Genomic DNA, 12,588 nt, shown 5'->3' on the forward strand with positions numbered 1-12,588 from the left:
ATCAATATTTCTCCTTTCCGTATTCTTTTTCCATTTTTTCCTCCACATTCATGTAATCACAGGTCAGTAATCGATCCAATAATTCTCCAGCCTCTTTTCCTTTACCTTCCAGCCCCACTTGTTTTAATTGTTGAATAGGAGTTCTCCACATTTTTTTTGCAAGGCTGTACACAAAAGCTTCGATGTTATCACGATCTTTTTGTGACAAATGTGGCATTTGACTAAACAAATTTTCTAGCTCCATTTCTGTTACTTCTTTAGAATGATGTTGGATTGCTTTTATTCTGGGATAAACAGGTAGACAGCGGTACCAGTCAAAAAATTCCCTGCTTTTTTCTTGTATCTTCTTTTCTATCAATGTTAGTTTTCCAGATCGTTTAAGCATATTTTCATTTGCAACTTCTTCCAAATCATCAATATCGTATAATTTCACCCCAGGAATATGCGAGATGTTTGGATCAATATCTCTTGGTAATGCAATATCCGTTATCAACATGTCTTTACCCTGCAGATAATGCTTATAAAAATAATGTTTCTCTATCACTTGATGCGGGGCTGACGTAGCACTTATAATCCAGTCTACATCCGCTATCACTTCATAACGATCATCAAAAGGAATGCGCGTGATTTCCGTATAAGGATGTTTTCCGATTCCTGTGAGTAATTCACTTCGAGTTGCTATATATATGTGTCCTACATTTAAAGATATAAGATGCTTAATTGCTCGGCGACACATTTCTCCTCTTCCAACAATTAATACTTTCGTTTTATTTAACAATCCAAATATCTTTTCTCCCTGCTTAACGGCAATTGATGCGATGGATAAAGAATTTTCCGAAATACCTGTCTCGTATTTGACTTTCTTTCCTAAAGTGATCCCATTTTGAAATAGTTTATTTACCGCTTTGCTGGTCGCTCCAAACTCTCTAGCCGCATAATAAGCTTCCTTAATCTGACCAAGAATCTGATCCTCTCCTAAAACAAGTGAGTCTAACCCACAACACATTCTAAAAAACATAGAGACGGCCGGAACTTCATGATGACAGTATGCCTCAATTTCTTCATCAGAAAAACCAAAGTACTCTTGAAAAAAAGAGTCAAGTTTCTTTTTTCCATCTACTCCATCATCCGCTTCATATATCAGCTGACTACGATTGCATGTCGAAAGAATAACGCAACTATTAATGCCTTCAAGGCTTAATATTGTGTGATACGCACTTTCAAGACCAGAAGCCTTAAATGCAGCCCTTTCTCTAATTTTCACCGGTGTATTTTTATAATGCATTCCATAGATGCCAATATTCATTGCTTTTCATCCCTTCAAAGCATATAATGTTTTCCGTTAGAAACAACGGTTTTATAATATCAGAAATGTAGATTTCCGACAAGTTGTGATTAAAGCTTCATCAATATGTGGTATCAAGCATCCTTCCATCTTTACTTTTATTGACCTCGCAAGTAAAATAAAACCAACTTCCTTCCCCTTCCATACTTTCTACCCATATTGTGCCATTCATATCCTCAATAATCTTTTTTGTTATCGATAATCCAAGGCCTGCACCACCATATTTTTCAAAAATGATCTCATTAGCTTGAGAAAAAACATCAAAGATCTGTTCTTTTTTTGTTTCTGGTATGCCTATGCCAGTGTCTTTTACTAAGCATTTCAGTAAATATGTTTCATCTCTTTCCATTACTTTATCGATTTTAACGTCAATTCTTCCATCATCAGTGAATTTAACAGCATTGTGAACAAGGTTTGTAAATACTTGCTTCAGTCTTAAAGAGTCTCCTTCAATAACCTCAGGCAAATCCTCTGATATTTCTACTTGAAAATCCAAGTCCTTGCTTAGTATTTCAGGTATTAAAATTGTTTCTATCTCTTTCATAAGGTTCTTTAAATTAAAAGGTTTTCTAAACATATCTTTTTTACCAGCTTCTGCTTTAGAAAAATCAAGTACTTCATTGATTAACTGAATTAAATTACTTCCAGATTTTTTAGCAAGTTCAATAATTTCTTTCTGTTCATCTTTCAAATCTTCCATTTCTAACAATTGCAACATACCCAAAATGCCATTAAGTGGTGTTCGAATTTCATGACTCATATTTGCTAAAAACCTACTTTTTACCTCAATGGCATTTTCTGCCTTCTTTTTAGCAATCAATAGCTCTTCTTGCATTTTTTTAGTTTCTGAAATATCTCTACTCACACCCTGTAACCCTATTGGTACTCCCTGCTTATTTCTTACAAAGGAAATATGCATCGAAACCCAAATACATCCTTTGCTTTTGTGAAATTGCTGCAATTCCAGCAACCTCGTCCTATTATAATCTATCCCTAAGGTGTTTTCCCTCATCAATTCTTCTTCAAGTGTTTTTTTTAATATCTCTAAAGATTCCGGAGGAAAAATGCTTTCAATCGGTTTTCTGATGTGTTCTTCGCCTTTTTCACCAATTAATCTGTAAACAGATGGTGTGATAAAAGTAAGGTTCAGCTTTAAATCCGTTTGCCAAATAACATCTGTCATGTTTTCTAAGATTTGTTGATACTTTTCTTTTTGCTTTTTAAGCATTATTTCCGCATTGATTCGATCGGTAACATCTATAGCAGCTGACTGGTATTTGATGGCATTACCTTCATCGTCAAAAAAACCTCTGTCACGCCATTCTTCCCATTTAACCTCGCCATTTCTTTCTGTCTTTTGGATATGAACAGACACTGGTGCTTCAGGAGTTAATGAAAAGAAGGTTTTTTTTGCTTCCTCGTGAAGGCTCTTAGGCAGAACCTGCAGAAAGCTTTTTCCAAGCAGCTCTTCTTGACGCTTATTGAAATAACAACAATATGCCCGATTCACATACGTAAGTGTCGTATCGGGCAAAAACTCACATATCATTACAGGAAAATCATCCATCAATACATTAAATTTCTTGTTCCGAGATGTGATTTTATTCATTTAACTCCTCCTATTTCTATCCAAAAAGAGTTTTGCTTTTATTTCATCCGTATGAATATATTTCATTGTTATTCTATAGTATATTTCATTTTTCTTCAAAAAGATACTAATTTTCGAAGAAGCCACCATCTCTCCACACTTCTCTACCATGGTTAAATGGCGGATGCTAAAAGCACCCGCCATTTAATTATTAAAATGATTTATATTGATTTGTTTGGATTTTATTTATTCGCTTTTGAACGCTTTCAGAAGAAAAAAAGCAAAACCACCGGCATAAAAACCAAAAATAATAATCATAAACGTAATCGCCGATAATGTCATGAGACCCCTCCCTCTTTAATCTTCTATTCTTTACTCTTTAGACCTTCAGTCACGCTAGCCTCACTTATTGCGCCTGTTTTAATACGCTCTGCTAACCAGTTGTTTAGCTTAATCATGATAAAAGCACCTACTCCCCATTGAAATGCCATGGTTCCTGGCGAAAAAACTTCAAAGGGTTTCCACCACTCTCCCGGGTACCAGCTAATCGCTTGCCAGGTCCACCACCCAAAAATCACAACAAACACAAGTGGGAATATCCGAATCATATATGACCACCATTTACCTATATACATATCACTATGTTCGTGATTAATGTCCTCTATACGAACTTTTTCTACACCATATTTCATAACAGCGACCGATATTAAAAGTCCACTTATTAATAGCCCAACTCCCCAAACAAAGTCCTGATTATCAAGAAAATGAATGCTGTAGGCCGATGGTATTCCAATGACAAAGCCGCTCAAACATACAAACAAAGTTGCTTTTCCCCGACTCCATCCAGCATCTTGTAAGTTCAATACCCCTACTTCAATCATCGATAATAATGATGATAACGCTGCAAATGCCAAAGCTGCAAAAAACACAATCGCGACAAAAGTACCACCCGGCATATTTCCAAATAAGGCAGAAAGATATACGAATATTAACCCATTATTACCAGACCCCAATGCTGCTTCTGCCACTTCAACCGTTGAAGAAAGCGAATATACCGTTGGCAGTATCGCCGTTGATGCAATCAGCCCTACCAATACATCTCCAAAACCAACAATAAAGCAATTTAGTGAGAGGTCTTCTTTTTCTTTAGTATATACTGCATAGGTCATAATAAGCGCCCATCCGGCACCGGTTGACCAAGCTGCCTGTGTAAAAGCTTCTAACCATGTTTGCGCTTTAAAAAGGTATTCAAGATTAGGTGTAAACAAAAATTCCAGCCCGGCAGATGCGCCCGGTAATGTAACACCTCTGATCGCCACTAAGGATATTAGTACAAATAAGGTTGGTACCATTACTTTTGTTACTTTTTCAATTCCTGCACTAACCCCTTTGTATATAACAATAGCACCAAAGAACATTGATACTCCATGAAAAAAGATGGTTTGAACAGGAGAAGACAAGAAACCTTCCCAGATGCTTTGTGTCAATTCAGGAGTTATATCCGGTTGTGCAAAAGTTCCCTGCACCGAAAGCACAAGATATTTCAATGTCCAGCCTGCTACAACTGAATAATAAAACATAACACCCATAGCTACCAAGGCTAGCCAGCCACCAATCCAGGTGAACTTTTTTCCCATAAAGTCCCGCATAGCTCCTACGGTTCCCAGCCTTGTTTTACGAGCAATGGACATTTCTGCTAATAACAAAGGAATTGCATAAACAAACATCGCTACCGTTAATGCCAATAAGAAGGCTCCTCCACCATTTGCAGCTGCTACTCTAGGAAAGCGCCACATATTCCCTGTCCCAACAGCCATTCCAATTGCGGCTGCAATAAAACCAAATCTCGATTTAAACTGTGAATTGTTAGATTTCTGCATCAAACGTCCCCTTTTATTATTTTTCTATATTCTTTATTTACACAAACACGATTTTACCATAAAAAAACCTCCCGATCAAATCAGGAGGCTGTTTCCTCTTTTTCACTTTCATCATTTTCATCATTTTTCGTTTTAGCATCCGCCTTTTTATAAATCACAGTTGGCTGTCTGTTATTCAAAATTGTCTCTTTTGTAATCATTACTTTGTCTACATCTTCCCGTGATGGAATATCATACATAATATCCATCATAAGCGTTTCCATAATACCTCTTAAACCACGAGCACCAGTCTTGGTTTCTTTAGCTTTTTGGGCAATCAAATCAAATACACCTTTTTCAAAATCAAGGGTAACATGATCCATCTCAAAAAGTTTTTGATATTGCTTTACCAGTGCGTTTTTAGGTTCAGTAAGTATCCTGATAAAGGCTTCCTCATCTAGTAAGTCTAATGTTGCCACAACAGGTAGTCTGCCTACCAGCTCCGGAATAAGACCATATTTCAGCAGGTCTTCGGGCTGAATCATCTTCAATAGTGCTCCGATATCAAGATCTTGCTTGCTTTGAATGTCAGCACCAAAGCCCATTGATTTTTTCCCTACTCGTTTCTGAACAATGCTTTCAATACCATCAAAAGCACCACCACAAACAAAAAGGATATTGCTGGTATTTATTTGAATAAATTCTTGGTGTGGGTGCTTCCTTCCACCTTGTGGAGGAACCGAAGCGACAGTTCCTTCCAGAATTTTCAGTAAAGCTTGCTGTACACCTTCACCACTAACATCACGTGTAATCGATGGGTTTTCAGATTTACGCGCTATTTTATCCATTTCATCAATGTAGATAATACCTTTTTCAGCCTTTTCAATATCATAATCTGCTGCCTGGATAATTTTCAGCAAAATATTTTCAACATCTTCACCAACATACCCAGCTTCTGTCAGTGACGTTGCATCCGCAATTGCAAAGGGAACATTTAGAAGCTTAGCCATTGTTTGCGCAAGCAAAGTTTTCCCTGAACCCGTCGGACCCAACAACAAGATATTGCTTTTTTGCAGGTCTACATCATCTGCTTGCTGCTCCGCATTAATTCTTTTGTAATGATTATACACCGCAACAGCTAGTGTTTTTTTCGCATGATCCTGACCAATAACATATTGATCAAGAATATCTTTTATCTCTTGAGGTTTCGGTAGCTCTAAAAGATCTATCTCTAAGTTTTCGTCCAATTCCTCTTGGATAATTTCCTGGCACAACTCAATACACTCATCACAAATGTAGACATTAGGACCAGCAATCAATCGTCGTACTTGATCCTGTGATTTTCCACAAAAAGAGCATTTAAGTTGCTTTTTTTCTTCATAGCGTGCCATTATTACACCTCTTTTTCTTATTTCCTGGACGCAATGACTTCGTCAATTAATCCATATTCTTTTGATTCTGTCGCCGACATAAAAAAGTCTCTGTCCGTGTCTTTCTGAATTTTTTCTAAAGGCTGACCTGTTCTCTCAGAAAGAATTTTATTCATTGTTTCTCGTGTTTTTAAGATTCTCTCTGTGTGAATTCGGATATCTTCAGCCTGACCTCGAGTTCCACCCAGTGGTTGATGTATCATCACCTCTGCATTAGGAAGTGCATATCGCTTCCCTTTCGTACCAGCACCCAGTAAAAAAGCACCCATGCTAGCCGCCATACCTATGCATATTGTTGATACATCTGGCTTGACATAGTTCATTGTATCATATATAGCCATCCCTGATGTAATGGAGCCGCCAGGACTGTTAATATATAACTGAATGTCTTTATCCGGATCATCTGCTTCTAAAAAAATTAGCTGCGCAACTATCAAACCTGCATTTACATCATTAATTTCCTGATTCAGTAGTATAATACGGTCTTTTAATAGCCTTGAATATATATCGTAGGATCTTTCACCTCGATTTGTCTGTTCTACTACAATTGGCACTAGTGACATCTGAAACCTCCTAAGGCATTTTTTACTCTGCTTGTTTTTCTTCTGTCGCATCTTCGGTGTTTTCTACTACTTCTTTTATAGTAGCATTTTCTGTTAAGAAATCAATCGTTTTTCTAAGTACTACATTATCTGCAAAAACTTTATTTCCATGTTGAGCAACTTTTTGTTTAAAGTCAGATACATCTTGATTGTACTGTTCTGCAATTTTTGCTATTTCTGCTTCAATCTCTTCATCAGACGCTGCTATTTCCTCTATTTCAGTAATTTTATCCAAAACTAACTGGTCTTTAACTGTTTTTTCAGCATCCGGCCTCATTTTTTCTTTAAGGTCTTCTTCATTAGAACCTGTCATTTGATAATACATGTCTAAACCAATTCCTTGGGACATCATTTGCTGATTAAAATCCTGTAGCATTTGATTAACCTGTCTTTCAACAACTGCTTTAGGAATATCAACAGAAACTTTTTCTGTTACTTTTTCTATAACCGATGCACGAAGTTCTTGTTCCGTTCTTTGTTCCAACTGTTCCTCTAGTTTTTTGCGTATATCTGCTTTCAACTCTTCTAACGTATCAAATTCCGATACATCTTTAGCAAACTCATCGTCTATTTCTGGATACTCTTTTTCTTTCACTTCATGAATTTTAATCTTAAAATCCGCTTCTTTACCGGCTAAATCCTCTGCCTGGTAATCTTCTGGAAAAGTAACCTTAATAACACTTTCTTCGCCTGGCTTCAAGCCAACCATTTTTTCTTCAAACCCAGGAATAAATTGACCAGATCCTATTTCCAGTGTATGTTTTTCTGCTTTTCCACCTTCAAAAACCTCACCATCAATGGACCCTTCAAAATCGAATATTACGGTATCACTCTCCTGTACTGGTCTATCCTCTATGGCAATCATCCGCACATTTTTTTCTTGCATTTGTTTAAGTTCTTTTTCAATTTCTTCCTCTTTCACTGGATAAATCTTTTTCTCTACTTCAACACCTTTATAGCCTTCTACTAACACATCAGGCATAATCTCAATATCCGCAAGAAAAATAACATCTTCTCCTTTTTCCAGCTTTTCTATATCTACTTCCGGCTGATCTACTGGATCAAGACTATGCTCTTCCAATGCCTTTTCATAAGCTTCAGGAAAAGAAACGTTGATTGCTTCTTCATAAAAAACTTCAACTCCATAATTCATTTCAACAATCTTTCGTGGCGCTTTCCCTTTTCGGAATCCCGGGATATTGAACTTAGATTTCATTTTGTTATACGCTTTATTAATTGCTTTTTCAAACTCCTCCGGACTAACTACAATCTTAAGGGATATACAATTACCTTCTCTTTTAACAATTTCTGAACTCATGCGTGTCCTCCTCAATCTATACGATTTGATTTATTTTCAGGCCATTGCCTCAATCTATTAAAAAACAACAGGCTCCAACAGGTTCCTGCTGCTGACTAACCTTAGTCTACCGAATTTTACGCTTAATGTCAATAATAGCTTCAGAATTACCTGTTCCTTTCGTTGCAATCTATTTGACAGTATATAAACATTACCTATATAATTTAATATTAATAAATCTACAGAAAGGAGGTTCGTGGATGATTGAATTTAAGAAGTTATCAAAGTCTTACGATGGTAAAACCAACATCGTCGACCGTCTCGATATGACCATTAATGATGGTGAGCTAGTGGTTCTAATCGGAGAAAGCGGTTGTGGGAAAACAACTACCATGAAAATGATCAATCGGCTTATTGAACCGTCCGGCGGAGAAATACTCATTGATGGAAAAAACATTTTAGAGATGAATCCTATCCAACTGCGACGCAATATAGGATATGTTATTCAAAAAGTCGGACTTATGCCACATATGAGTGTTGGGGATAATATCGAACTGGTTGCTTATCTTAAAAACTGGGATAAAGAAAAAAGAAGAGCACGCTCGAGAGAACTTCTAAAGCTTGTTAACCTTGAGCCTGATCAGTACATCGATCGCTACCCCAACGAACTAAGCGGAGGACAGCAGCAACGTGTCGGAGTCGCTAGAGCACTGGCCGTGAATCCAGACATTATCCTGATGGATGAACCTTTTAGTGCCGTCGATCCTATAACCCGTGAAACCCTCCAAGAAGAACTCATAAAGCTACAAAGTGAAGTTAGAAAAACGATTGTGTTTGTTACACACGATATGGATGAAGCTCTCAAGTTAGGTGATAAAATCGCTGTCATGCAAGGTGGAAAAATAATTCAATATGATTCGCCGGAAAAAATTCTAAAAGAACCCGTCAATGATTATGTTGAATATTTTGTCGGAAAGGATAAGCTATGGAAGTCACCAGAAATGCTTTATGCCAGAGATATCATGCAGAAAAGGCCTGCCGTTGTATTAGAACATAGAACTCCTGCCTACGCGCTTGAAGTAATGAGAAAAAGAGATACAGACTTTTTAGTAGTTGTAGATGCTCCATATGATCAACCTCAAAAAATGCTAGGCGTCGTTACACCAAAAGAACTTAAAGGTAAGGGAATGGTTGAAAACAATCGAATGATCGATATTATGCGAAAAGACTACCCTACCGTAACAGAACGAACTAGCATGGTAAAAGTTCTAAATATCATGAAACAGGAGAGGTTACACTATATCCCCGTGATCGAGGAGGAAAAAAATCTACTGGTAGGTCTCATTACCCACGGTAGTATTGTAAATATTATTACAGATGCCTTAGTGGATTCTGAAGTCGAAAAGGAGGCGTTGTAATTGGAACAACCAAGCTTTTTAGAATTTTTTATGAATAGATTTCCTGATGTCATCAGCCAGACGATAACACACTTGCAAATCACAGGGTTAGCTGTTTTTTTAGCCGTTCTAATCGGAGTACCAGTGGGTATATTTATTACACGAAACAAACTACTTGCACGAAATGTTTTAGGTTTTGCAAATATTATGCAAACACTTCCTAGTTTAGCTTTGTTCGGTTTAATGATCCCCATAATGGGTATAGGCTTTAACCTAGCTGTGTTTGTACTATTTCTCTATGCGCTTTTACCGATCATTAAAAATGCTTACACCGGCATTGTGGGGGTTGATGATTCTTTAATTGAGTCTGGCCGAGGAATGGGAATGACGAACACTCAGCTGCTATGGATGGTTCAGATCCCATTGGCTCTACCTGTTATTATGGCTGGTATCAGAATCGCCACCGTCATTAATATTGGCACAGCAACAATAGCCGCTCTTATTGGAGCTGGAGGGCTTGGTAGCTTTATTTTTCGCGGGATATCGATGGGTAATAACAACCTGATCTTGACAGGAGCAATCCCAGCAGCTATACTCGCATTGGTAGTCGACTGGATTCTTGGGTTAGTTGAACATCGAATTACACCTAAAGGGGTCCGGAAATAAGTTTAAGAACACTATTTTAATAAGGGGGATTTACAATGATTTTTCAAAGAAGCAGCAAGCTTATGGTAACGCTGGCAATTTTGCTAATATTCAGTTTTGTTTTCGTTGGTTGTGGAGGAGACACGGCAGAGGATGTGCCGATAGATTCACCAGAAAATGATATCACCTCATCCGAAGACGAGAGTCCTGAGGGTGGGGAGGTTACCATAGGAACCAAAAACTTTACGGAATCAATCCTATTAGCTAATATTTTCTCTGTGCTAATAGAAGAAAATACGAATATGACAGCTAATGTCCAAGAGCTTGGCGGTACGATGGTAGCTTTCGAAGCACTTCGCAATAATGATATCCAACTTTATCCTGAGTATACAGGAACAGGATATATCAACATGCTCGAAAAGACGGAAATATTAACCGCCGAAGAAACCTATGAGATTGTCCAAAATGAATTTCAAGAAAGATGGAACTTAGAATGGATGCAGCCTCTTGGCTTTAACAACACTTATACCCTCGCTCTTCGTCAAACGATGATTGATGACTTGGATTTAAATACCTTTAGCGATTTATTAGAGCATGATCAAGACTTGACCTTTGGTGGAACCACCGAATTCGTAGAGAGACAGGATGGTTTGCCAGGGTTGATTGAAGCATATAACTTCGAATTTGGCAATGTGGTAGATTTGGATCCAGGCTTAATGTACACAGCCGTCCAAAGTGAAAATGTGGATATTATCAGTGCCTTTGCAACAGATGGGCGTATTCCTGCTTACAAACTAGGAATACTGGAAGATGATCTTAGCTTTTTTCCTCCCTATTTTGCTGCTCCTCTAATTCGAAGCGATATCCTTGAAGAATATCCTCAGCTTGAGATTCTCAACAGCTTACACAATATAATTGATGACGAAACAATGGCTGAATTAAACTTCAGAGTTGATGAAATGGGCGAAACAGAAGATACTGTTGCGAGAGATTTTCTTTCTTCTGTAGGCTTAATTTAGTAATAAAAAAAAGAGAGAAGCCAATGAGGTTTCTCTCTTTCTGTTATTATGATATCTGAAAGCACCCTATTCTTACCATCAAAAGTTTTTCTTAATATCCATTTTTCTACTATCTGATCGCTTTGTTGTTTTAATTTCCATTGCACCGGAATCTTTAATGCCTATTCCATGAAATCCCTGTCTAACATAGGGTCAATTAAACTTCGATGACCTATGCATACATTTGCAGACATGAAATAAATACCACCTTTTTGTATCGTTTATTGTTATGCTTTAAAGGCTATCATCTCTATAAAGTTATTTTAAATGCACATTAACCCTCTGAATAATAACAACGCCTTTCTATCGTCCTGGAAAAGAGTCATCATTCTTTGCCCCTTATTTGCTCGCTGTTAGGTGCTTTCTCGTTCAATCACTTCATAATCCAGTATAATATCTAGCGCTCCTATACTTTCCTTTTGAAGAATTTTAGTGATTAACCTCATCGCAATAGCACCCATTTCATACATTGGCTGGCCTATCGTTGTAAGAGATGGGTAAACTTTTCCAGAAATATCCACATTATCAAACCCTATCATCGCAACATCTTTTGGAATTTCATACCCGTCTTCTAGTATTGCCCTGCATGCCCCTATAGCCATTTCATCACTACATACAAAAATAGCGGTTGGCGGAACTTTTAATGCCATTAGTTTTTTCGCACCATCGTAACCACTTTTATATCGATATCCGCCTTCAATTATTAACTCTTCCTCTGGTTCGATCCCTTTTTCCTCCAGTGCCTGTTGATACCCTTTAAGCCTTGCTTGCCCCATCATTGGATCTTTCATTTTGCCTGTAATGATTCCTATTCGGAGATGGTTTTGATTAAGTAAAAAGTCAACAGCATCCTTTGCTGCTTTTTCGTTATTTATGGTTACAGACGGAATGCCTGGTGCCTTACCACCTATTAAAACCACAGGAATATCAGCACTTTCCATTTCTTTTCGCAATTCTTTCGACACGTGATTTCCCATGAAAATCAATCCGTCAATCTGTTTTTCTTCCAGTTCGGCAAAGTATTGCAATTCTTTCTCTTCGTTAAGGTCTGTGTTGCATAAAAAGATAGAGTATTCGTACATATTCGCAACATCCTCTATTCCCCTAACCACTTCCGGATAAAACTGATTAGCAATATCCGGCGTCATGATGCCAATCGATTTTGTATGCTTCACTTTCAAACTTCTAGCAATAGCATTAGGTCGATATCCCAGTTCTTCGATAGCATCCAGAACCTTTTCTTTTGTTTTTTGTTTAACCGGTTTGCTGCTATTAATCACTCTTGAAACTGTCGAAATCGAAACCCCGGCTTTTTGAGCAACATCTTTTATATTAAATTTCACTAAACTCCCTCTTTCTTTTGATCC

11 protein-coding genes are annotated in these 12,588 nt (G+C 37.5%); 3 read left to right on the forward strand and 8 right to left on the reverse strand.

Annotated features, from left to right (window positions below):
* Nucleotide 1: 1 nt before the first annotated feature.
* The 7 genes from hemA to tig all read right to left on the reverse strand — a co-directional run bounded on the left by hemA (nt 2) and on the right by tig (nt 8,142).
* Nucleotides 2-1,306, reverse strand: a complete 1,305-nt coding sequence (gene hemA / locus BLV55_RS00755; protein WP_093309933.1) for a glutamyl-tRNA reductase — start codon at nt 1,304-1,306, stop codon at nt 2-4.
* 100 nt (nt 1,307-1,406) lie between these two features.
* Nucleotides 1,407-2,954, reverse strand: a complete 1,548-nt coding sequence (locus BLV55_RS00760; protein WP_093309936.1) for a PAS domain-containing sensor histidine kinase — start codon at nt 2,952-2,954, stop codon at nt 1,407-1,409.
* Nucleotides 2,955-3,179: 225 nt separating this feature from the next.
* Nucleotides 3,180-3,275 (reverse strand): MetS family NSS transporter small subunit, encoded by a 96-nt coding sequence (locus BLV55_RS14430; RefSeq protein ID WP_143033152.1) that lies wholly within the window; start codon nt 3,273-3,275, stop codon nt 3,180-3,182.
* A 23-nt stretch (nt 3,276-3,298) separates the two neighbouring features.
* Nucleotides 3,299-4,813, reverse strand: coding sequence for a sodium-dependent transporter (locus tag BLV55_RS00765; RefSeq protein ID WP_093309939.1), 1,515 nt, complete (start codon nt 4,811-4,813; stop codon nt 3,299-3,301).
* Nucleotides 4,814-4,893: 80 nt separating this feature from the next.
* Nucleotides 4,894-6,183, reverse strand: a complete 1,290-nt coding sequence (clpX, locus tag BLV55_RS00770) for an ATP-dependent Clp protease ATP-binding subunit ClpX (RefSeq protein WP_093309941.1) — start codon at nt 6,181-6,183, stop codon at nt 4,894-4,896.
* 17 nt (nt 6,184-6,200) lie between these two features.
* The gene (gene clpP, locus BLV55_RS00775) at nt 6,201-6,785 is read right to left on the reverse strand and encodes an ATP-dependent Clp endopeptidase proteolytic subunit ClpP (RefSeq protein ID WP_093309944.1); all 585 of its coding nucleotides are present in this window, start codon (nt 6,783-6,785) and stop codon (nt 6,201-6,203) included.
* 22 nt (nt 6,786-6,807) lie between these two features.
* Nucleotides 6,808-8,142 carry a trigger factor gene (gene tig / locus BLV55_RS00780; RefSeq protein ID WP_093309946.1) on the reverse strand — a complete coding sequence of 445 codons (1,335 nt, stop codon included), beginning with the start codon at nt 8,140-8,142 and terminating at the stop codon, nt 6,808-6,810.
* 239 nt (nt 8,143-8,381) lie between these two features.
* Here tig and BLV55_RS00785 point away from each other — a divergent pair, with 239 nt between their 5' ends.
* Genes BLV55_RS00785 through BLV55_RS00795 form a run of 3 tightly spaced genes read left to right on the forward strand, consistent with a single transcriptional unit; the run spans nt 8,382 to nt 11,182 of the window.
* Nucleotides 8,382-9,539: a betaine/proline/choline family ABC transporter ATP-binding protein gene (locus tag BLV55_RS00785; protein ID WP_093309947.1), complete on the forward strand. Its 1,158-nt coding sequence runs from the start codon at nt 8,382-8,384 to the stop codon at nt 9,537-9,539.
* Nucleotides 9,540-10,184, forward strand: a complete 645-nt coding sequence (locus BLV55_RS00790) for an ABC transporter permease (RefSeq protein WP_242869989.1) — start codon at nt 9,540-9,542, stop codon at nt 10,182-10,184.
* Nucleotides 10,185-10,219: 35 nt separating this feature from the next.
* Nucleotides 10,220-11,182, forward strand: a complete 963-nt coding sequence (locus BLV55_RS00795) for a glycine betaine ABC transporter substrate-binding protein (protein WP_093309949.1) — start codon at nt 10,220-10,222, stop codon at nt 11,180-11,182.
* A 392-nt stretch (nt 11,183-11,574) separates the two neighbouring features.
* On the opposite strand, the gene BLV55_RS00800 is transcribed toward BLV55_RS00795, so the two are convergent.
* Nucleotides 11,575-12,564 (reverse strand): LacI family DNA-binding transcriptional regulator, encoded by a 990-nt coding sequence (locus BLV55_RS00800; RefSeq protein WP_093310527.1) that lies wholly within the window; start codon nt 12,562-12,564, stop codon nt 11,575-11,577.
* Nucleotides 12,565-12,588 lie beyond the last annotated feature (24 nt).

The organism is Tindallia californiensis (assembly GCF_900107405.1).
GTDB classification, from domain to species: domain Bacteria; phylum Bacillota; class Clostridia; order Peptostreptococcales; family Tindalliaceae; genus Tindallia; species Tindallia californiensis.

Coding starts and splice junctions, on each gene's coding strand:
- hemA (WP_093309933.1), bottom strand. CDS start 1,306: ATGAATATTGGCATCTATGGAATGCATTATAAAAATACACCGGTGAAA.
- BLV55_RS00760 (WP_093309936.1), bottom strand. CDS start 2,954: ATGAATAAAATCACATCTCGGAACAAGAAATTTAATGTATTGATGGAT.
- BLV55_RS14430 (WP_143033152.1), bottom strand. CDS start 3,275: ATGACATTATCGGCGATTACGTTTATGATTATTATTTTTGGTTTTTAT.
- BLV55_RS00765 (WP_093309939.1), bottom strand. CDS start 4,813: ATGCAGAAATCTAACAATTCACAGTTTAAATCGAGATTTGGTTTTATT.
- clpX (WP_093309941.1), bottom strand. CDS start 6,183: ATGGCACGCTATGAAGAAAAAAAGCAACTTAAATGCTCTTTTTGTGGA.
- clpP (WP_093309944.1), bottom strand. CDS start 6,785: ATGTCACTAGTGCCAATTGTAGTAGAACAGACAAATCGAGGTGAAAGA.
- tig (WP_093309946.1), bottom strand. CDS start 8,142: ATGAGTTCAGAAATTGTTAAAAGAGAAGGTAATTGTATATCCCTTAAG.
- BLV55_RS00785 (WP_093309947.1), top strand. CDS start 8,382: ATGATTGAATTTAAGAAGTTATCAAAGTCTTACGATGGTAAAACCAAC.
- BLV55_RS00795 (WP_093309949.1), top strand. CDS start 10,220: ATGATTTTTCAAAGAAGCAGCAAGCTTATGGTAACGCTGGCAATTTTG.